Here is a 20,162-nt window from a genome sequence, read left to right on the forward strand (position 1 = left end):
GACACCCCGTCCTCGGCCCCGGCGTACTGCCCCCCGAGCTTGTGACGCTAGCACGCAGACGCGGGGGAAAGCCCGGGGTGGGCCTTCCCCCGCGGGGGTTCGGCGTGTTCGCGCCATTGATCGGCAGGCGTGCCCGCCGACGTGTCAGCCGACGCGCTTGAGCTTCGCGCCGAGGCCGGGTTCCGCGAGATCCTTCTGGAGGGCGACGGGCACCTTGACCGCGTCACCCTTGCCGTCGCCGACGCTCAGCACGCCGACCTCGGTGCCGGCCTTCGCGGTGTGCGGCACCGGCTTGCCCTTCGGCTCCGACATGTGCAGCTTCACCGTCAGGCCGGGCCAGCCCACCGCGGAGACGTCCTTGGTCGCCACCACCGGGGTGGTGCCGCCGAGGCCGTCGTCCACCTGGCCGACGACGTCGCCCTTCTTCACGATGGTCTTGGCGGTCAGCGCGTCCTGGCCGGCCTCGATGAGCTTGCGGGTGACGCCGGTGACCTCGTCGATGTTGGCGACGCCGTTCTTTCCGAACTGGCCGAGGGCGGCGCCGATGATCGTCTGCGTCTCGCCGCCGACCTTCTTCTCCGCGGCGAAGAGGATGTTGCCGCCCGCGGCCGTGGTGGTGCCGGTCTTGATGCCGATGGCGACGGTCGGGACGAGGCCGAAGAAGTTGTTCTGCTTCTCGCCGTTGAGGTCCTTGTAGCTGGGCTGGCGGGAGATCTCGTTGAAGACGGGGTTCTTCATCGCGGCCCGGCCGAGCTTCACGAGGTCCTCGGCGGTGGACACGGTCGTCTTGTCCAAGCCGCTGGGGTCCGTGTAGTGGGTGTTCTTCATCCCCAGCTCCTTGGCCGTCTTGTTCATCTTCGCGACGAACGCGTCCTCGGAGCCGCTCTTGGAGTCCCAGCGGGCGAGCAGCTTGGCGATGTTGTTGGCGGACGGCAGCATGACCGCCTGGAGCGCCTCGTACTGGGTGATCTTCTGGCCCTCGGCGACCCGGACGACGGACTCCTGCTCGGCCTTGCCCGTCTTGTAGTGCTTCTCGGCGGCGGCGTCGACGGGGATCTTGGGGCCGTCCTTGCCCTTCTCCAGCGGGTGATCCCGCAGGATCACGTAGACCGTCATGACCTTCGCGATGGAGGCGATCGGTACGGGCTTCTGGTCACCGGACGTGCCGAACGAACCGATGCCGTTGACGTCCATCGCGGCCTGGCCCTGGGACGGCCACGGCACGGACGGCTTGTCGCCCCCGAAGGAGACGGACTGCTCGGCGGTGAGCTTCAGGGTGGGCGAGGGCAGCGGGCGCACGACCTGTACGACCGCAAAGACGACCACCAGGAGCAGGACGATCGGCGTCCAGATCTTGACCCTGCGCACGGCGGTGCGGACCGGGGTCTCGGGCGGCGGCGGAGTGTTGGTCAGCTCGGCGAGCAGATCGAGCGGAGGCTTCGGCGGCAGCGGCTGCTGGGTGGTGGGCTCTACGGGGGCGGGGGGCTGCTCCGCGGTCTTCGCGTCGGGCTTGGGGGCGGCCTTCGGCTCGGCCTTGGCGCCGGCCGCGGGCTTCGCGACGGGGGCACCGGCCTTGGGCGCGGCGGCCTTGCTCTTGCCGGACGGCTCGTCGAGCGGCTTCAGGGCGACGAACTTACTGGTCCGCTCGGAGTCCCGCTCCGCCTTTGCACCCGGCTTTGCGTCCTGCTTTGCGCTCTGCTTGGCGTCCTCCTCCGCACCCTTCTTCGCAGCAGTATCGCCACCGAGCTTGAGCATGGTGGTCGGCTGGTCCACCTCCGGCTTGCGGGACGGCGCCTTGAAGACGGCGGTGGGCTGATCGACACCGGCGGACTTGGCGGACTTGGGGGCGTCGGACTTGGGCTCGGGGGCGTCGGTGGCCTTGGGCTCGGCGTCGGCGGGCTTGGGGGCGGCGTCGGCGGGCTCGGCGTCGGTCGTCTTGGGCTCGGCGTCGGCGGGCTTGGCGTCGGTCGTCTTGGGCTCGGCCTCGACGGGCTTGGCGTCGGTCGCCTTGGGCTCGGCGGCGCCGTCGGCCTTGGCCGGGGTGGCGGGCTTCGCGTCACCGCCGACCTTCGCGGCCTCGGCAGGCTTCGCAGCCTCGGCAGGCTTCGCAGCCTCGCCGGGCTTCGCAGCCTCAGCGGGCTTCGCGCCCCCCGTGGACTTCGTGTCGGCGCCACCCTTGGCGTCACCGTCCGACTCCACGCCGGCCTCCGCGTCAGCACCGGACCCGGCGTCACCGCTCACCTCGGCGTCACCACTCGGCTTCGCGGCCTCGCCAGACTTCGCGGCCTCGGCGGGCTTCGCGTCACCGCTCGGCTTCGCGGCCTCGTCGGCCTTCGCGGCGTCACGCCCCGCGGATGTCACCTTCGCGGGAGCGTCGTCCCGGTCGGAGTCAGCGCCCCCGGAGGTGGTCTCACCCCTGGCGGCCTCGTCGCCGGAAACCTCGCCCTTCGCCTCAGCAGGACCGTCACTGCTGGACTCGGCGTCGTCGTCCTCGCCCGAGGCATCGGGGGCCCGGGAGCCGTCCCGGTCCGCCTCGGGGTGCTCGTCGTCCGAGCCTGCGACCCACGCCGCCACGGCGTCCCGGAGCCGCCCGTCACCGCCGCCCTCGCCGTCGGAAGCCGCGGCCTCAGCCGCGGAACCCTCCGAGGTCGCGTCGCGCCCCTCGGAGACCCCCTTCGTGGAGAAGACCGCCGTCGCCTGGTCCTTGCGCGCCGCGGGAACCTCGCGGGCCACCGCCAGGCGCGGGTCCCGTTCCTCCGGTGCGGGCACAGAAGGATCTGCCGCAGTCGGGTTCCCCGACGACTTCCGCTGCTTCGACCTGTCGGGGGTCTCGCCCGCCACCGATGCCTCCTCGTACGCCATGCCGTATGCCGATGCTGACGCGGCCGGTGCCCGGCCATGCGCCAAAACCGGTCCGGACCCCACTGTCCGAACCGTGTACCAGTGTCCTGTGTGAGGGCTTAACCCCGGTGGTAGACGAGAACGACATACCTACTGGTTCCAGTACATCCCGCCCACGCACTCTCGACAGACCAATGTGAGAGGGGTCACCCTGTCATTCATCCACGCGGGGAGGCATGGATGGGCAGGAGCCGCAGAACAATTCCGGAGGAGCTTCTGCTGCTCGCTTTGGACCCGGCCACGGGTACCACGGCGCAGCCGCAGTCGCTCGACCTCGGTCTGGCCGGAGCACAGCTAGTGGAGCTGGCGCTGGCCGGACGGATAGCCCCAGACGGGGATCGTATCGCCGTGGTGATGCCACGGCCGACCGGAGATCCGACTCTGGACTCCGCGCTGGAACTGCTGCGCAGGCGCGGCAGCCCGGTTCGGGCCGTCCACTGGATCGGCGGGCCCCGGCTGGGGCTGCGCCAGACGTACCTCTCGCACCTGGAGCGGTGCGGCATGGTTCATGCCGTGGCGGGCCAGATGTGCGGGGTGCTGCCGACGACTCGCTACCAAGCGACGGACACGGCCATCAGCCGGGAAATCAGGTCCCGGCTCGATTCGGCGATCCGCACCGGCGTACCGCCGGACCCGCGGACCGCCGCGCTCGCCGCCCTGGCCCACGCGGTCGGTCTCGGCAAGCATCTGTACCCCGGCAACGAAGGGCGTTCGTCGCGCTCCCGTCTCCGGGACCTCATCAGGCACGACCCGATGGGCGGCCTCGTGGCGCACGCCGTGATGGACGTCCAGAACGGTGTGGCGGCCCAGCCGCGCCGCAGCGCCGCACCGGCGGGACCCGCGGGCCCCGGCGGCCGGCAGCCGGCCAGGGCGGCGGCGGACCCGGACCGCATCCCGATGCAGCCGCGCCGCGGTTCCATGGCCCGCGCCGTGGCCCACTGAGTACGGCGACAGCGCACCACCCTCACCAGCGCCGCACCGAAGTCCCCCAGACCCGGTACGGGAGCCGCTGGGCCGCGCGGGGCGCGGCACCGGACCGTCCGCAGGACGACACCCCGGTACCGCCGCCCCGCGCGGCCGCATTCCCCAGACGTCCGCACCCCACGCGTCCGCACCCCCACGCGTCCGCCCGCACGTTCGCACATCGGCTGTTTCCCAGCGGTGCCCCGCACGTTGGTGGCACTCTGCTGAGCAGTAGATACGCAAAATCGAGGCAGGCAAGCCGGAGGTGCACGTCCCGTGGCGTCCAATGTCAATCCCACCGTCAGGCGACGTCGGCTGGGGCAGGAGCTCCGCCGGCTCCGTGAACTCAAGGGCATGACGGCCGAGGAAGTCGCCGAGCGGCTGCTCGTCTCGCAGTCGAAGATCAGCAGACTGGAGAACGGCCGCCGCTCGATCAGCCAGCGCGACGTCCGTGACCTGTGCGGTGTCTACGAGGTCGAGGACCACCGCATCGTCGACTCCCTGATGCAGATGGCCAAGGACTCCCGGCAGCAGGGCTGGTGGCACTCCTTCGGCGACATCCCGTACAGCGTGTACATCGGTCTGGAGACGGACGCCGCGTCCTTGCGCGTGTACGACCCGCAGGTCGTCCCCGGCCTGCTCCAGACCCGCGCCTACGCCGAGGCGCTGATCACCGGCGCGCTGCCGGAGACCACGACGACCGACATCGAGAAACGCGTCCAGGTGCGCATGCGCCGCCAGGAACGCATCGCCGCGCCGGAGAACCCGCTGCGCCTGTGGACCGTTCTGGACGAGTCCGCGCTGCGCCGCGTCGTCGGCTCCCGGCAGCTGATGCACGACCAGCTGGAGCATCTCCTGGAGCAGTCGCAGCTGCCCCATGTGACGGTCCAGGTGATCCCCTTCGACCTCGGCGCCCACCCCGGCCTGAACGGGCAGTACGCGATCCTGGAGTTCCCCGACGCGGCGGACTCCAGCGTGGTCTACATCGAGGGCGTCACGAGCGATCTCTACCTGGAGAAGGCGAACGACGTCCAGCAGTACAGCGTGATGTACGAGCACCTGCGGGCACAGGCGCTCAACGTCGAGCAGTCACGCCAGCTCATCGCGGGTATCGCGAAGGACTACGCCCGCTGAACCCGTGCGGCCATGAGGCAAGGGGCGGCAAGGTACACCCTTGCCGGGGCGGGGCGGAAGGCCCACCTGGTATATGCCATCCGGTCGAGTGAACGGCCCCTTCACGCGCCGAGGTTGGCGAGTAGCGTCATTCACGCCATCGAGCAGGAACGCTGGCGCACACCGCGGTCATGCGGTGGGAGCAACTCACCAACTGTGCAAACCGGAGAAAACATGGCAATTCAGCAGGGTGTCTCGCATGCCTGGGTCAAGTCCTCCTACTCCACCGGCAACGGTGCGTGCGTCGAGGTCAAGTCACCCCGGGCGACCGGTATCGCGGTGCGTGACTCCAAGGTCGTCGAGGGTCCGGTCCTCGCCTTCCCCGCCGACTCGTGGAACGCGTTCGTCGCCGAGGTGAGCCGGGGGGCTGCCGATCTCGCGTGAACCGGCAGCACCGGCCGGTGATACCGGTACACAGCAGAACAACCGCAGCGCCACAACCGGATAAGCAGCACCGTATGAGCCCTCTCGACTGGCCCGCCGTCCCGGCCGAGGGGGCTCGGCCTTGCGTCAGCGCAGCTGGTCGGCGTAGAGGTCCGTGCCCGGCACCGTCGGGATGAACGGCGCGACCAGCTCCACCCGCCCGAGCCCGGACCCGGCCACGGCTGCGTCCCGCCCGGTGAAGTGCGCCCCCCAGCACTCCCGCGGGTCCTCCTGGAGGAACCACAGCAGCGTCAGCCGGGTGTCCACGCCCTCGACCTGCTTCACGTACGTCATCCGGTCGCCCGGCAGCGGCGTCGGCCGGAAGACCGTCACCATCGCGGCCGGTGAACCGGCGAGCACGCCCGGCAGGTGCCGGTCCCGCAGCCACTCCAGCAACTCCCTTCTTGCTTGCGGCCCTTCGGCGTCGATGACCTCCAGAACCAGCCCCTTGTACGGGTGGTCGAGCGCGTGAAAGTCGCGCGGGCCCGCCGCGCCGTCCCGGTAGACGGTCGCCTCGTGGTCCTGGAAGGCGGTGAAGACGTGGGTACGCTCCTGATGGACGCGGCCGTCGCGGTTCAGCCGCTTGTTGATGCCGACGGTCCACTTCATGTGGTCGTCGTAGCGGCCCTCCGTGATCCAGTACGTGGAGAGGTAGCACCCCGCGGTGACCGGTTCGGCGATCGCGGACTTCTCGGGGTAGCGCAGGAGTTGCAGCTCCCGGGTGGCCACCCAGCGGCGCCCCGCGTACATCCAGGGCATGGCCATCGCGCCGGCGTAGTAGTGGTCGTCCTCGTACCAGCGGTTGTACGCGAACTCGTGCCCGGGGTGCGGCTCGACCATGGTGATCAGGGCGTGCCCCGGGCGCACGCCGTAGGGTCCGACGGCGGCCAGATCGGCGTACACGTCACTGCGGGTGTCTTCTCCATTGCGGGTGTCTTCTCCCACGCCTCTCCCCTGCCTCATCTCGCGGATCTCTCTTCCGCCTCCCTGCGGACGCCCATACTCTGACGCCCCGTCAGACAAACTGCCAGAGCGCCGACGCAGCCGGGAGGGCCCCATGCCGACATCACCGCCACCGCCCCTTGAGGGAAAGACCGTTGTCGTCTCGGGTGTCGGGACCGGGCTCGGCCACCAGGTGGCGGCGGCCGTGGTGCGCGACGGGGGCAACGCCGTGCTCGGCGCGCGCACGGAGGCGCGTCTCGCCGAGTCCGCCGCCGCGATCGACCCCGGGGGCGCGCGCACCGCGTACCGGGCCACGGACATCACCAACGAGTGGCAGTGCGAGGCCCTGGCCGCGCTGGCGCGCGACCGCTTCGGCGGGATCGACGCCGCCGTCCATGTCGCGGCCTGGGACAGCCACTTCGGCGGCCTGGCGGACGCGGACTTCGAGACCTGGCGCGGCGTCGTCGACGTCAACCTGCTCGGCACGCTGCGGATGACACGGGCGTGCCTGCCCGCGCTGAAGGAGCGGGGCGGGTCGGTCGTCTTCATCGGCACGCAGTCGGCGGTGGCGGCGCCCTCGGAGGTGCGGCAGGCGGCGTACGCGGCGTCGAAGGGGGCGCTGACCTCCGCGATGTACTCCCTGGCGCGGGAACTCGGGCCGCATCGCGTCCGGGTCAACACGGTGCTGCCGGGGTGGATGTGGGGCCCGCCGGTCGAGGCGTACGTCCGGTTCACCGCGGGGGCCGAGGGGGCGCCGGAGGCGGAGGTGCGGGCTCGCCTCGCGGCGCGGATGGCGCTGCCGGACCTGGCCACGGACGGGGACGTGGCGGACGCGGTGGTGTTCCTGGCGTCGGAGCGGGCGCGTGCCATCACCGGGCAGTCGCTGCTGGTCAACGCGGGGGAAGTGATGCGCTGAGGCGACGCCTCCGGACCACCCTCGGCTGCACCCCCGGCTGTTCAGCCAGCTGAACACAAATCAGCTAACCGAACGATTTTGCCCGCTCTTGACCCTACCCCCAGTTGTCGCCGCCGTACGCCCGAACCCACGATGAGCACGCGCTTCCGGGCCGTTCACGCCATTCGGCGGCCGTCCCCGGCGAAGTGCGAGCCACCCTGCGCAGTTCACCGGGCGGACCCCTGGAGGGCCATATGAACAGTCTCGACTGGGCCGTGCTCATCGGCTACTTCGGCGTGATGGTCGCGATCGGCGTGTGGTCCCACAAGCGGGTCGACAACGTCAGCGACTTCTTCACCGCCGGCGGCAAGATGCCCTGGTGGCTGTCGGGCATCTCGCACCACATGTCGGGCTACAGCGCGGTGATGTTCACCGGGTACGCGGGCATCGCGTACACCTACGGCGTGACGTCCTTCGTCACCTGGTCCTTCCCCATCGCGCTCGGCATCGCCATCGGCGCGCGGCTCTTCGCGCCCCGCATCAACCGGCTGCGCTCGCGGCTGCACGTGGCCTCACCGCTCGAATACCTCAAGAACCGCTACGACGTGAAGACCCAGCAGGCCCTGGCCTGGTCCGGGATGCTGCTGAAGATCGTCGACGTGGGCGCCAAGTGGGCCGCCATCGCGACGCTGCTCGCGGTCTTCACGGGCGTGTCGCTGAACCAGGGCATCCTCATCACCGGCGCCATCACGGCGGTCTACTGCACCATCGGCGGCCTGTGGGCGGACGCGCTCACCGAGCTGGGGCAGTTCGTCATCCAGCTCTTCGCCGGGATCGCGATGTTTGTCGCGGTCGTGGCCGAACTGGGCCCGTACGGCGGCTTCTTCGGCGTCTGGGACGAGCCCGAGCTGGCGGGCCACGCCAAACCGCTGGTCGGGCCGTACGGCACGGTCTTCCTGCTCGCGTTCCTCTTCATCAAGCTCTTCGAGTACAACGGCGGCATGCTCAACCAGGCGCAGCGCTACATGGCGACCGCCAACGCCGAGGAGGCCGCCCGCTCCGCGCGGCTCTCCGCGATCCTGTGGCTGGTCTGGCCGCTCGTCCTCTTCTTCCCCATGTGGATGTCACCGCTCCTGGTCGAGGCCAAGAAGCCCGACGGTTCGGACGCGTACGCCCTGATGACCGAACAGCTGCTGCCGCACGGCCTGTTGGGGCTCGTCATCGTCGGCTTCTTCTCGCACACCATGGCGATGTGCTCCTCCGACGCCAACGCGATCGCCGCCGTCTTCACCCGTGACGTGGCACCCGTGCTCTCGGCCCGGGCGCGGGTCTGGTCGGAGCGGACGGGACTGCTCGCCGCCCGCCTCACCACGGTGGCCTTCCTCGGCCTGTCCATGGCGGTCGCGACCCAGGTCGACTCCCCCACGTTCAAGGACATCATCACGGTCGTCATCAAGTGGGTCGCCGGTCTGATGGGACCGATCGCGATCCCGATGATGCTGGGCCTGCTGCGCGCCTTCCGCCGGTCCGGCCCGACCGCCGCGCTGACCGGCTGGGGAGCCGGGCTCCTCGCCTTCTACCTCGTCAACTACCCGATCGACGACGCCGTCGAGGGCGGCGTGGCCCTCCAGTACCAGGTGTCGATCCCGCTGGCGGTCTCGCTGGTCCTCTACATCGTCATCGGGTACGTGAAGCCGGAGGACACCCCGGAGCGGGACGCGCTCATCGAGCGGATCAACACGGATGACGACGGCCCGGCCGGCCCGGCGGGTTCCGCGGGTGCGGCGGCCGTGCCCGCCCCGGCGCCTCAGCCGCGCGGATAGCGGGCGAGCCACCCCGGCGCGGAGACGGCGGGGCCGTGCAGCGCCGGGCCCTGCGTCATCTCCATGGCGAAGTCGTCGGCCAGCTCCAGGACCGTGGGCCGGCCCTCCAGCTCCGTGAGCCAGCCCGGCGGCAGCGCCGTCTCCCCGTGCAGCGCGCCGAGCAGCGCCCCGCACAGCGCCCCCGTGGCGGACGACGGCCCGCCGTGGTTGACGGCCAGGCGCAGCCCGTGCCGGATGTCCTCGCCGACCAGGGCGCAGTACACGGCGACGGCGAGCGCCCCCTCGGCCGTGCCGTCCCCCAGCAGTTCCTCGACGCGCGCCGCCGTGGGCATGCCCTGGCGTACGGCGCCCAGCGCGTGCCGCAGGGCGTCCGCGACGGGCGGGTGGCCGGGGTGGGCGGCGAGCAGGGCCAGGGTCCGCTGGAGCGCGCCGTCGACGGCCTCCCCGCGGGCGAGGCCGTGGACGATGACGGCGTGCGCGCCGGCCGCGAGGTAGGCGGTGGGGTGGCCGTGGGTCTGGACGGCGCCCTCGACGGCGAGCTGGAGCACGAGCTGTGGCTCCCAGCCGACGAGGAGGCCGAAGGGCGCGGATCTGACGGCGGCCTCGGGGCCGCGCTCGTCGGGGTTCTTGGGTCTCTCCAGGGTGCCCATGACGGCGTTGCCGAGCCCGAGGAGGCAGGCGCGGGCCGGGGCGCGGCGGGCGTAGAGCCACTCCTCGCGGGCGAGCCAGCCGTCCTCCTCGCGCCGCTCGTCCGGTCCCCAGTCGCTCTGGGTGGCGGCCCAGCGGCGGTAGGCGCGGTGCAGGTCGGTCGGCGGGTGCCAGGCGCCGGTGTCGCGGCGCACCTGGGCGCGTATGAGTCCGTCCACGGTGAACAGGGCGAGCTGGGTGGCGGCGGTGACCGCACCCCGTCTGCCGTACGCGGGCGCGGGCTCGGTGAGGCCCTCGGTGCCGTGCGCCGCGCGGATCTCGTCGAGGGAGAGCCCGTCCAGGGGCGCCCCGAAGGCGTCGCCCACGGCGGCCCCGAGGAGCGTGCCGCGCACCCGGCTGCGGAAGTCCTGCTGCTCGGCGCGGCCCCAGACACCGGTGGCTGCTGCTGTGCCCACCGGACCTCCCTCCGTGCCCCGACCCGTTGCGACTGCGCAGCACTGTAATCGAACGGGAGCGATCGATTCCGCCGGCACGTGGTATGCGGCGAGACGCCCCGGAGTTCCCCCGAGGTCGCATTTGAACGACGTTCACCGAAGCTTCGCAGCTGCTACGGAACGCTTGATTCCAGGTGGCGCAGGATGCGTTCCCGCTGCTCCCGCGCCCACGTGCACCCGGGGTCGGTCCGCAGCGCCTGGTCCAGGGACGCGAGGGCCTCGTCCGTGCGGCCGAGGGCCTCCAGCGACAGGGCCCTGCTGCCCCACGCCCACGCGTACCCCGGGTCGAGGGCGAGGGCGCGCTCGTACTCGGCGACGGCCTCCTCGTGGCGGCCCATGAAGCGCAGCACGTCGCCCCGCTCGCCCCGGATGCCCGCCGCGTCCGGGGCGAGTTCCTCTGCGCGGTCGAGGTCGGCGAGGGCGCCGGCCGTGTCGCCGAGGGACTGGCGCACGCGGGCCCTGCGGGTCAGCGCCCAGGCGTAGTCCGGCCACAGGCAGATCGCGCGGCCTGGAAGAGGAACCGGTGCCGGTCGTCGTCCGGCTGCAGCTCGAAGTTGGCCCGGAACAGGCGCAGTTCCTCCCGGCGCCCCACGAAGCCCGCCCGCCCCCTGCGTCGGATCAGCTCCTGCATCGACACCCCCTCGCCCGCGCCCGCTCAGTGGCCTCCGGCCAGTCTCCCGCACAGCCGCCGGCGGAAAGGTGAACGGCGGCTGTCCTGCGACGAACGTCCGGGATTCGTAACGGAGTTCCTGTGGTGTACAACCTTCACTCGAAATGGCCCGTCTCCCGTTACGTCACAGACGTTCCTCACAGGAGGCACCGTGCCCCGCCGCACCCTCACCACCGCCATCGCGGTCGCCGCGCTGACCACCCCCCTCGCGCTCTTCGCCACGTCCGGTTCCGCGTCGGCCGCGCCCGTGCCGCCGCGCACGCCGATGACCGACTTCAACCACGACGGGCATCCCGACCTCGCCGTCGCGGCGCCCCACGGCACCGTCGACGGAGTCGGGAAGGCCGGCTACATCTCCGTCGTGTACGGCACCGCCTCGGGGCCCGGCACCGCGCGCCACCAGCTCATCAGCCGGGCCACGCCCGGAGTCCCCGGTGACCTCGACGGCACGTTCGCCTTCGGCTACACGTCGGTCCCCGGCGACCTGGACGGCGACTCGTACACCGACCTGCTCGTGAGCGGCGGCGACGGCGACGGCAACAAGGCCACCGTGCTCTGGGGCTCCAAGGACGGTCTGACCGGCCAGAACACGCTTCTGCCGTACAACAACTCCGAGTTCGACCTCGGCGACTTCAACGGCGACGGCAAGCGCGACCTCGTCGTGAACTCGCACCCGAGCGACGACCCGGATGTCGCCGGGATGACGATCCAGTACGGCCCGTTCACCCGGGACGGCAAGACGCGCACGCAGGACAGCATCGTCACGGACGACGGCAACTCGGGCCTGAAGTCCTTCATCACGGGCGACATGACGGGGGACGGCGTCGACGACATCGTCACCACGCACGGCTTCGAGGAGATGCAGCACGCGGCCCGCTTCTGGAAGGGGTCCAAGACCGGCGTCAGCCACACCTCGAAGTTCCTCGGCACGGCGTACAGCGGCACCGTTGGCGACGTCGACGGCGACGGTTACGGCGACCTGATCACCCGCGACATCGGCGACGTCACCGAGGTGATCGACTCCGCTCCCGGCAGCATCACGATCCAGTACGGCAGCTCCACCGGCCCCACGGACGCGCGCAAGAAGGTCATCACGCAGGACACCGCGGGCGTCCCCGGGGCGAGCGAGGACGACGACGCCTTCGGCGCCTCCCTCAGCGCCGGTGACGTGGACGGCGACGGCAAGGCCGAGGTCGCCGTCGGCGTCCCCGGCGAGAGCCTCGACGCCGCCACCGGCACCGGCGCGGTGGTCCTGCTCAAGGGCGCCGCCAAGGCCGCCGGCGGCATGACCGGCAAGGGCGCCGTCGCCTACAACCAGTCCACGGCCGGTGTGCCCGGCGTCTCCGAGACGGGCGACGACTTCGGCCGCCAGGTGAGCCTGACCGACCTCAACAAGGACGGCAAGGCCGACCTGACCGCGACGGCTCCCGGTGAGGACGGCACGTACGCCGACTCGGGCGCCCTGTGGAACCTGTACGGCTCCGCGAGCGGACTGACCACCACGGGTGCGGGCACCCTCAGCCCGGCCAAGCTCGGAGCGCCCGAGGCGAGCGCCCGGTTCGGCCTGCGGCTCGTCGGCTGAGCCCCTTCCCCCTTCCGGCCTCCCACCCCTTCCCTGGAGAACCAGTGCGACGCTCTCTCACGGCCGCCCTCGCGGTCACCACCCTCATCACGCCCCTCGCGCTCGTCGCCACCGCGGGCTCCGCCTCGGCCGCCCCGGTGCCGCCACGCACCCCGCTCGTCGACTTCAACCACGACGGGTACGCCGACGTCGCGATCTCCTCGGTCGGCGGCTGGCAGGGCACGACGCCCGGCACGGTCACGGTCGTCTACGGCTCGGCCTCGGGCCCCGACACCGCCCACGCGACCTTCGGCCGCGCCACCCCCGGTGTCCCCGGCGACCCGCAGGACGGCGGACGCTTCGGCGCGCAGACGGCCGCCGCCGATCTCGACGACGACCAGTACACGGACCTCGTCATCAGCGGCGACGGCAACGCCGTCGTCCTGTGGGGTTCGGCGTTGGGCCTGCACGGCGAGAGGAGTTCTGAGCTGCCCTGGCGCGGCAGCGACGTCACCGCCGGCGACTTCAACGGCGACGGCAAGAGGGACCTGGTCACGGGCGACATCGAGGGAGAGACCGACCCCGGCGACGACCTCTTCGGGATGTCGGTGTCGTACGGACCGTTCACCCGCGACGGCAAGGCCGCGAGCAAGCAGCAGGTGCCCACCCAGCGGGAGTTCGGCGAATCCTCCTTCGTGGTCGGCGACGTCACGGGTGACGGCGCCGACGACATCGTCTCCAGCCACGGCTTCGAGGAGAAGGCGCACGCCAGCCAGTTCTGGAAGGGCGGCAAGAACGGTGTGAGCACCACGTCCACACCGCTCGCCGCCACCTACAGCGGGGCGGTCGCCGACGTCGACAAGGACGGCTACGGCGACCTGATCGTCCGCGACATCGGCGACAACTACGAGGACATGCCGTACCAGAAGGGCACGGTCCTCGTCAGGTACGGAACGCCGGACGGGCCTTCCGCGACCCGCACCGCGAAGATCACCCAGGACACGGCGGGCGTGCCCGGCGTCGGTGAGGTGGGCGACGAGTTCGGCTCCTCGATCAGCGCGGGCGACGTCAACGGCGACGGGTACGCGGACGTGGCCGTCGGCATCCCCGGCGAGGACATCGACGCCGTCGCGGACGCGGGCAGCACCGTGCTCCTGAAGGGCTCCCGCACCGGCCTGACCGGCACGGGCGCGCAGGCCTTCCAGCAGTCCACGACCGGAGTGCCCGGCGTCTCGGAGAAGAACGACAAGTTCGGCCGGGAGGTCCTGCTCTCCGACACCAACAAGGACGGCAAGGCCGACCTGACGGCGACCGCGCCCACGGAGGACGGCACCTACGCCGACTCCGGCGCCGCCTGGCAGCTGCGCGGTTCTGCGAGCGGCCTCACCGTCACCGGCATCACGTCCTTCAGCCCGAAGTCGCTCGGCCTCCCGGAGAACCGCGTGGAGTTCGGCGGCGGCCTGACCCGCTAGTCAGGCCCCCCTGCTGCCGCTGACGGACGTCAGTCCGCCAGCGGCAGCAGCTCCGGCAGATGCCCGTCCGAGGCCGCGGCGGCCCGCTGCCGCTCCTCGGACACCTCGCCGTACAGCGTCGTCCGCGGCTTCGCGGGCCGCCCCGCGGTCTCCGCGATGGCCACCAGGTCCTCGATGGACCGGTAGGACCCGTAACTGGAGCCCGCCATGCGGGAGATGGTCTCCTCCATCAGCGTGCCGCCGAGGTCGTTGGCACCGGAGCGCAGCATCTCGGCGGCGCCCTCCTGGCCGAGCTTGACCCAGCTGGTCTGGATGTTGGGGATGTGCGGGTGCAGCAGGACGCGCGCCATGGCCGTCACCGCGCGGTTGTCGCGGGTGGTGGGCCCCGGCCGGGCGATGCCCGCCAGGTAGACCGGCGCGTTCGTGTGGATGAACGGCAGCGTCACGAACTCCGTGAAGCCGCCGGTCTCCTGCTGGATGGCGGCCAGCGTGCGGAAGTGGCCGAGCCAGTGCCGCGGCTGGTCGACATGGCCGTACATCATCGTGGACGACGAGCGGATGCCCAGCTCGTGCGCCGTCTTGACGACCTCGATCCAGGTGGCCGTGGGCAGCTTGCCCTTGGTGAGGACCCAGCGGACCTCGTCGTCGAGGATCTCGGCGGCCGTGCCCGGGATGGAGTCGAGCCCCGCCTCCTTCGCGGCGGTCAGCCACTCGCGGATCGAAAGGCCGGTCCGGGTCGCGCCGTTGACGACCTCCATCGGCGAGAACGCGTGCACGTGCATGCCCGGCACGCGCTCCTTCACGGCCCGCGCGATGTCGAAGTAGGCGGTACCCGGCAGGTCGGGGTGGATGCCGCCCTGCATGCACACCTCGACGGCGCCCACGTCCCAGGCCTGCGCGGCCCGGTCGGCGACCTGGTCCAGGGAGAGGGTGTAGGCGTCGGCGTCGGTCCTGCGCTGCGCGAAGGCGCAGAAGCGGCAGCCGGTGTAGCAGACGTTGGTGAAGTTGATGTTGCGGGTGACGATGTACGTGACGTCGTCGCCGTTGACCGTCTTGCGGATGTCGTCCGCGACGGAGCACAGCGCGTCCAGCGCGGGCCCGTCGGCGTGCAGCAGGGCGAGCGCCTCGTCGTCGGTGAGCTTCGTCGGGTCGTCGGCGGCCGTGGCGAGGGCGGCGCGCACGTCGCCGTCGATCCTGGACGGGACCATGCCGGGCGCCGCCTGCTCGCGCAGCGCCTCCCAGTCGCCGTACACCTCGTCGAAGTCGGCGCGCCGGTCGCCGGTGCGGCCCTCCGTGTCGATGGTGCGGTGCAGGTCGGTGCGGCCCGACGACTTCGTGGCGACGTACCCCTCGTCGGGCTCCTGCCAGGGGTGGCCCTCGACGGTGGCGTCGGGGCGGGCGAGGCCGGTCTCCGGGTCGGCGAGGGCCCGCACGTGGGGAAGGAGGCGCGGGTCGAGCCAGGGCTCGCCGCGCCGCACGAACTCGGGGTACACGCAGAGCCGTTCGGCGAGCGTGAAGCCCGCCGCCGCGGACCGCGCGGCCAGCTCGTCCAGCTTCGGCCAGGGCTTCTCGGGGTTGACGTGGTCGATCGTCACCGGGGACACCCCGCCCCAGTCGTCGATGCCGGCGCCGATCAGCCGCTCGTACTCCCCCGCGATGAGGTTCGGCGGCGCCTGGATGTTGCCCGCGGGGCCCATGATGTGCCGGGCGACGGCGATCGTGGCGACCAGGTCGTCGATCTCGGCGTCGGGCATGCCGCGCATCGCCGTGTCCGGCTTGGCGCGGAAGTTCTGGATGATCAGTTCCTGGACGCCGTGGTACGAACGCGCGACGCGGCGCAGCGCGAACAGCGACTCGGCGCGCTCCTCGTACGTCTCGCCGATCCCGATGAGCAGCCCGCTGGTGAAGGGCACGGACGAGCGGCCCGCGTCCTCCAGGACCCGCAGCCGCACGGCGGGTTCCTTGTCCGGCGAGCCGTAGTGCGGCATCCCCGGCTCGCTCCACAGGCGTTCGGCGGTCGTCTCCAGCATCATGCCCATGCTGGGCGCGACGGGCTTGAGCCGCTGGAAGTCCGTCCAGGTCATGACGCCCGGGTTGAGGTGCGGCAGCAGCCCGGTCTCCTCCAGGATGCGGATGGAGATGGCGCGGACGTACGCGATGGTGTCGTCGTACCCCTCGGCCTCCAGCCACTCGCGGGCCTCGGGCCAGCGGTCCTCCGGCTTGTCGCCGAGGGTGATGAGGGCTTCCTTGCAGCCCAGTTCGGCGCCGCGCCGGGCGATGTCGAGCACCTCGTCCGGGGACATGAACATGCCGTGGCCGTCGCGGCGCAGCTTGCCCGGGACGGTGACGAAGGTGCAGTAGTGGCACTTGTCGCGGCAGAGCCGGGTGAGCGGGATGAAGACGCTCTTCGAGTACGTGATGACGCCGGGGCGGCCCGCCGCCTCCAGGCCCGCGTCGCGTACCCGGGCCGCGGACGCCGTCAGGTCGTCGAGGTCCGCGCCGCGCGCCTGGAGCAGGACGGCGGCCTCGCCCACGTCGAGCGCGACACCGTCCCTGACCCGCCTGAGCGCGCGCCGCATGGCGTTCGCGGTGGGTCGTCCGGCCTCGGGGGGCTGCGGTCGTCCGGCCTCGTCGGGCTGCGCGCTGTTGGTCATGTCTCCGAGCATACGAGCGACAACACGTGACCTGGGTGGATACTTCCGGGACGGTACTTTTACGGGCTCACGGCACTTTTACGGGGTCACGGCCTCAGCTGCCGCCCCGCCGCGTCGAGCGCCGCGCACACCTCGGCCTCCCCGGCGGCCGGCAACTGCACGATGACCTCGTCGACGCCCAGCTCCGCGTAGTGCGCGAGCCTGCCCGCCCCGGGGGCCACGGCCGTCAGCGCCACATACAGGTCGTCCGGCTCGCGCCCCGCCTCCGCCCACGCCGTGCGCAGCGCGGGCAGCGCCTCGCCCAGGCCGCCGGCGCCGACGGGCATCCAGCCGTCGGCGTACTCCGCGATGTGCGTGAAGAGCCCCGGCCCCGCGGCGCCGCCGATGAGGGTGCGCGGCCCGTACAGCGGCCCCTTGCCGAGCCGCTTGCGGGGTGCCCGCCGCGGCTTCGGATGGACCTCGCTGGCCCGCACGGACCCGAACTCCCCCTCGTACTCCGTGGGCTGGTCGGCCCACAGCGCCCGCATGAGCGCCATCCGGTCCCGCACGAGGGCCCGTCGGTGGGGCCACGGGACGCCGTGGTCCTCGGCCTCCTCGCGGTTCCAGCCGTAGCCGATGCCGAGGGTGACGCGGCCGCCGGAGAGGTGGTCGAGGGTCGCGACCTGCTTGGCGAGGTCGATGGGGTCGTGCTGGGCGACCAGGGCGATGTTCGTGCCGAGGGTGATCCGCTCGGTGACGGCGGCGGCCTGGGCGAGGGCGACGAAGGGGCTGAGCATCCGGGCGCACTCGGGCGGCAGCTCACCGCCCGGGTACGGGGTGCGGCGGGGCACGGGTATGTGGGTGTGCTCGGGGAGGTACAGCCCGTCGAACCCCCGCCCCTCCACCTCCCGGGCCAGCCGCACCGGCCCGATCGTGCCGTCGGTCATGTACAGCGTCGCGGACATGCGCACGGTGCCTCCGAGTCTCGGCGTGGAGTCGCCCCCGTTCGCCCCCTTCCTATCCGCGGAAAGTCGGTTGGTCCATGGCCGCGGCCTCACTACCCTGGCGCCGGTGAACAGACGACGGCGGAAAAAGCTGACCGGACGCCTGGTGTTCGCCGCGCGGATCGGCGAGACGGCGACCGTCGCCGCCCTGCTGCGCGCCGGGGCCGACCCGTCCCTGCCGGACACCGACGGCACGACTCCCCTGTACGCCGCCTCCGTGCACGGCGACGCCGAGGCGGTGCGGCTCCTGCTGCGGGCCGGCGCGCCGCCGGACACCGAGAGCGGCCACGGCTCCGAGGGCACACCGCTGTGCGGCGCGGCCTGCTGGGGCCACGTCGAGGCGGTGCGCGCGCTCCTCGCCCACGGCGCCGACCCGAACCTCCCGGAGGACCACGGCACCGGCTGGACCCCGCTGCGCTGGGCACGCAACGGCCCGCACCCGGAGACGGAGGCGGCGCTGATCGCGGCCGGCGCCAACGAGTGGCGTCCCCCCACCGGTTGACGGGCGCGGCTACTCTTCCGGCATGACCACGGACACCTCCCCCGTCACCTTCATCAACGTCTTCGAGATAGCCGCCGACGACCTCGACGCGTTCGTCGAGAAGTGGGAGCAGCGGGCCCGCCTCATGCGGGACAAGCCCGGCTTCATCGACTCGCGGATGCACCGGGCGCGCTCGTCGGACTCCCGCTTCCAGCTCGTCAACGTCTCCCGCTGGGAGAGCCAGGAGGCGTGGGAGGCCGCCACCGCCGACCCCGACTTCGCCTCTCGCACCCAGGCCGCGCGCGAGCAGGGCAGGCAGCCGGTCACGCCGAACCCCGCGGTCTACGACGTCGTCGTGGAACTGACCGCTCCCTAGGGTCCCCGGGGTCCGCTCTCGGCGAGGCCCGGCGTCCACCGGGCGTAAAACCGCCAACCGCCTTCCCTTGCCGCGCGGTTCACGGCTCAATACCAGGGTTGCCCGTACGTACCACCCACGTCACCACCGACACCCTGGGAGCCGCAGCATGTGCCAGGACCACCACCCGCAGCACGGTGCGATGAACCGGCGCGGACTGTTCGTGACGGGAGCCGCCGCCGCCCTTACGTTGAACGGCGTGAGCTTCGCGAGCGGCGCCGAGCGGCGCGCTCCCGGCCGCGACAGGAAGCCGGGGAGCAAGGAGACGAGAACGGTCCGCGGCACCCTGCCCGTCGGCGCGCCCGACTTCGTCTACCTGCCGCTGGAGATCCCGGACGGCGTCAGCGAGCTGCGCGTCGCGTACAGCTACCAGAAGCCGCCCGTGCCCGCCGGGACGCAGGGCAACGCCCTGGACATCGGCGTCTTCGACGAGCGTGGCACCGACCTCGGCGGCAAGGGCTTCCGCGGCTGGTCCGGCGGCGCCCGCACCGAGTTCTTCATCCGCGCCGACGACGCGACGCCCGGCTACATCCCCGGCCGCGTCCGCCCCGGCACCTGGCACATCGCGCTCGGCCCCTACACGGTCGCCCCCGAGGGCCTGCCCTACGAGGTGACGATCACCCTCACCTACGGCGCCCCCGGCAGCACCCCGAGGCCCGTCTACCCGCCGGAGCGCGCGAAGGGCCGCGGCCGCGCCTGGTACCGCGGTGACTGCCACCTGCACTCCGTCCACTCCGACGGCCGCCGCACCCCCGCCGAGATCGCCGCGCTCGCCCGCGCCGCGGGCCTCGACTTCATCAACAGCTCCGAGCACAACACCCACTCCGCGCACGCCCACTGGGCCGCACACGCCGGCGACGACCTGCTGATCATGCTGGGCGAGGAGGTCACCACCCGCAACGGCCACGTGGTGGCGCTCGGCACCGACCCGGGCACGTTCGTCGACTGGCGCTACCGCGCCCGCGACAACCGCTTCGGCCGGTACGCGCGCAAGATCCGCGACGCGGGCGGCCTGGTCGTCCCCGCCCACCCGCACGCCACCTGCGTCGGCTGCAACTGGAAGTTCGGCTTCGGCGAGGCGGACGCCGTCGAGGTGTGGAACGGCCCGTACACGCCGGACGACGAGGTCTCCCTCGCCGACTGGGACAGCATGCTCGTCGCCTCCGTACGCGGCGGGAAGCCGTGGATTCCGGCCCTGGGCAACAGCGACGCGCACCGCGACCCCGACCGGATCGGCGGCCCGCAGACAGTGGTCCTCGCCGACGACCTGACCCGCGACGCCATCCTGGAGGGCCTGCGGCGCGGCCGCTCCTACGTCGCCGAGTCCAAGGAGGTGGAGCTGTCCTTCTCCGCGGCGGGCGGCCGGGCCCGACACGCGGGCATCGGCGAACGCCTCCCCGTGGACCACGACACCCCGGTCACGGTGCGCCTGGACGTCAAGGGCGCCCCCGGCTGCACGGTCCGCATCATCACCGACCAGGGCGTCCTGCACACGACCCCGCCGCTCCCGGCCTCCGGCACGGGCACGGTGGAGTGGCGCACGACACCGTCCTACGCGGCCTACGTCCGCGCGGAACTCCGCCACCCGGCACCGACACCACCACTGCCGGGCCCACTGAGGGCGTTCACGAACCCGATCTTCCTGGGCACCTGACACGCAGCGG

The 20,162-nt window shown here is 72.1% G+C and carries 17 protein-coding genes; 10 read left to right on the forward strand and 7 right to left on the reverse strand.

All coding sequences use genetic code 11. The features are described 5' to 3' along the window. Positions 1-144: 144 nt before the first annotated feature. Positions 145-2,862, reverse strand: a complete 2,718-nt coding sequence (locus J2N69_RS15350; protein ID WP_230901264.1) for a D-alanyl-D-alanine carboxypeptidase — start codon at positions 2,860-2,862, stop codon at positions 145-147. A gap of 219 nt (positions 2,863-3,081) precedes the next feature. On the opposite strand from J2N69_RS15350, the gene J2N69_RS15355 reads away from it, so the two are divergent. The 3 genes from J2N69_RS15355 to J2N69_RS15365 all read left to right on the forward strand — a co-directional run bounded on the left by J2N69_RS15355 (position 3,082) and on the right by J2N69_RS15365 (position 5,421). Next, entirely contained in the window at positions 3,082-3,843 is a 762-nt protein-coding gene (locus J2N69_RS15355) for a GOLPH3/VPS74 family protein (RefSeq protein ID WP_230901265.1), read from the forward strand. A 297-nt stretch (positions 3,844-4,140) separates the two neighbouring features. Continuing rightward, complete coding sequence (locus J2N69_RS15360; protein ID WP_127908811.1) at positions 4,141-4,998, forward strand: helix-turn-helix domain-containing protein; 858 nt, start codon at positions 4,141-4,143, stop codon at positions 4,996-4,998. Positions 4,999-5,211: 213 nt separating this feature from the next. Next, positions 5,212-5,421 (forward strand): DUF397 domain-containing protein, encoded by a 210-nt coding sequence (locus tag J2N69_RS15365; RefSeq protein ID WP_127908812.1) that lies wholly within the window; start codon positions 5,212-5,214, stop codon positions 5,419-5,421. Between the two features lie 126 nt (positions 5,422-5,547). On the opposite strand, the gene J2N69_RS15370 is transcribed toward J2N69_RS15365, so the two are convergent. Beyond that, entirely contained in the window at positions 5,548-6,423 is an 876-nt protein-coding gene (locus J2N69_RS15370; RefSeq protein WP_408056735.1) for a hypothetical protein, read from the reverse strand. A gap of 94 nt (positions 6,424-6,517) precedes the next feature. Between J2N69_RS15370 and J2N69_RS15375 the strand changes: the two genes are divergently transcribed. Together J2N69_RS15375 and J2N69_RS15380 are read left to right on the forward strand one after the other, a co-directional pair. Further along, positions 6,518-7,318, forward strand: a complete 801-nt coding sequence (locus tag J2N69_RS15375) for an SDR family oxidoreductase (protein WP_230901267.1) — start codon at positions 6,518-6,520, stop codon at positions 7,316-7,318. A gap of 233 nt (positions 7,319-7,551) precedes the next feature. Further along, positions 7,552-9,120 carry a sodium:solute symporter family protein gene (locus J2N69_RS15380; protein WP_230901268.1) on the forward strand — a complete coding sequence of 523 codons (1,569 nt, stop codon included), beginning with the start codon at positions 7,552-7,554 and terminating at the stop codon, positions 9,118-9,120. Here the strand turns inward: J2N69_RS15380 and J2N69_RS15385 are convergent. The 3 genes from J2N69_RS15385 to J2N69_RS15395 all read right to left on the reverse strand — a co-directional run bounded on the left by J2N69_RS15385 (position 9,105) and on the right by J2N69_RS15395 (position 10,893). Then, positions 9,105-10,223, reverse strand: coding sequence for an ADP-ribosylglycohydrolase family protein (locus tag J2N69_RS15385; RefSeq protein WP_230901269.1), 1,119 nt, complete (start codon positions 10,221-10,223; stop codon positions 9,105-9,107). The genes J2N69_RS15380 and J2N69_RS15385 overlap by 16 nt on opposite strands. Positions 10,224-10,375: 152 nt before the next feature. Continuing rightward, a complete protein-coding gene (locus J2N69_RS15390) occupies positions 10,376-10,714 on the reverse strand; it encodes a tetratricopeptide repeat protein (protein ID WP_408056736.1) in 339 nt (112 codons plus the stop codon). Between the two features lie 14 nt (positions 10,715-10,728). Next, entirely contained in the window at positions 10,729-10,893 is a 165-nt protein-coding gene (locus J2N69_RS15395) for a hypothetical protein (RefSeq protein ID WP_230905026.1), read from the reverse strand. A 190-nt stretch (positions 10,894-11,083) separates the two neighbouring features. On the opposite strand from J2N69_RS15395, the gene J2N69_RS15400 reads away from it, so the two are divergent. Together J2N69_RS15400 and J2N69_RS15405 are read left to right on the forward strand one after the other, a co-directional pair. Further along, positions 11,084-12,514, forward strand: a complete 1,431-nt coding sequence (locus J2N69_RS15400) for an FG-GAP and VCBS repeat-containing protein (protein WP_230901270.1) — start codon at positions 11,084-11,086, stop codon at positions 12,512-12,514. A gap of 44 nt (positions 12,515-12,558) precedes the next feature. Continuing rightward, complete coding sequence (locus J2N69_RS15405) at positions 12,559-13,965, forward strand: FG-GAP and VCBS repeat-containing protein (RefSeq protein WP_230901271.1); 1,407 nt, start codon at positions 12,559-12,561, stop codon at positions 13,963-13,965. A gap of 29 nt (positions 13,966-13,994) precedes the next feature. Here the strand turns inward: J2N69_RS15405 and J2N69_RS15410 are convergent, their stop codons facing one another. Continuing rightward, on the reverse strand, positions 13,995-16,619 hold the full coding sequence (locus tag J2N69_RS15410) for a bifunctional FO biosynthesis protein CofGH (protein ID WP_230901272.1): 2,625 nt from the start codon (positions 16,617-16,619) through the stop codon (positions 13,995-13,997). An 86-nt stretch (positions 16,620-16,705) separates the two neighbouring features. Next, entirely contained in the window at positions 16,706-17,569 is an 864-nt protein-coding gene (locus J2N69_RS15415) for an LLM class F420-dependent oxidoreductase (RefSeq protein ID WP_230901273.1), read from the reverse strand. A 100-nt stretch (positions 17,570-17,669) separates the two neighbouring features. On the opposite strand from J2N69_RS15415, the gene J2N69_RS15420 reads away from it, so the two are divergent. The 3 genes from J2N69_RS15420 (at position 17,670) to J2N69_RS15430 (ending at position 20,152) form a co-directional block, all read left to right on the forward strand. Then, positions 17,670-18,104 (forward strand): ankyrin repeat domain-containing protein, encoded by a 435-nt coding sequence (locus J2N69_RS15420; protein ID WP_230901274.1) that lies wholly within the window; start codon positions 17,670-17,672, stop codon positions 18,102-18,104. Between the two features lie 22 nt (positions 18,105-18,126). Next, the gene (locus J2N69_RS15425) at positions 18,127-18,459 is read left to right on the forward strand and encodes an antibiotic biosynthesis monooxygenase family protein (RefSeq protein WP_230901275.1); all 333 of its coding nucleotides are present in this window, start codon (positions 18,127-18,129) and stop codon (positions 18,457-18,459) included. A 148-nt stretch (positions 18,460-18,607) separates the two neighbouring features. Next, positions 18,608-20,152 (forward strand): CehA/McbA family metallohydrolase, encoded by a 1,545-nt coding sequence (locus J2N69_RS15430; RefSeq protein ID WP_230901276.1) that lies wholly within the window; start codon positions 18,608-18,610, stop codon positions 20,150-20,152. The last annotated feature ends 10 nt before the right edge of the window (positions 20,153-20,162 follow it).

This window comes from Streptomyces huasconensis (assembly GCF_021028635.1).
Taxonomy (GTDB): domain Bacteria; phylum Actinomycetota; class Actinomycetes; order Streptomycetales; family Streptomycetaceae; genus Streptomyces; species Streptomyces huasconensis.

Excerpts from the sequence above, each read along its gene's own strand:
- J2N69_RS15410 (WP_230901272.1), bottom strand. The coding sequence starts at position 16,619 with ATGACCAACAGCGCGCAGCCCGACGAGGCCGGACGACCGCAGCCCCCC.
- J2N69_RS15395 (WP_230905026.1), bottom strand. The coding sequence starts at position 10,893 with ATGCAGGAGCTGATCCGACGCAGGGGGCGGGCGGGCTTCGTGGGGCGC.
- J2N69_RS15425 (WP_230901275.1), top strand. The coding sequence starts at position 18,127 with ATGACCACGGACACCTCCCCCGTCACCTTCATCAACGTCTTCGAGATA.
- J2N69_RS15365 (WP_127908812.1), top strand. The coding sequence starts at position 5,212 with ATGGCAATTCAGCAGGGTGTCTCGCATGCCTGGGTCAAGTCCTCCTAC.
- J2N69_RS15370 (WP_408056735.1), bottom strand. The coding sequence starts at position 6,423 with ATGAGGCAGGGGAGAGGCGTGGGAGAAGACACCCGCAATGGAGAAGAC.
- J2N69_RS15430 (WP_230901276.1), top strand. The coding sequence starts at position 18,608 with ATGTGCCAGGACCACCACCCGCAGCACGGTGCGATGAACCGGCGCGGA.
- J2N69_RS15375 (WP_230901267.1), top strand. The coding sequence starts at position 6,518 with ATGCCGACATCACCGCCACCGCCCCTTGAGGGAAAGACCGTTGTCGTC.
- J2N69_RS15355 (WP_230901265.1), top strand. The coding sequence starts at position 3,082 with ATGGGCAGGAGCCGCAGAACAATTCCGGAGGAGCTTCTGCTGCTCGCT.
- J2N69_RS15380 (WP_230901268.1), top strand. The coding sequence starts at position 7,552 with ATGAACAGTCTCGACTGGGCCGTGCTCATCGGCTACTTCGGCGTGATG.
- J2N69_RS15350 (WP_230901264.1), bottom strand. The coding sequence starts at position 2,862 with ATGGCGTACGAGGAGGCATCGGTGGCGGGCGAGACCCCCGACAGGTCG.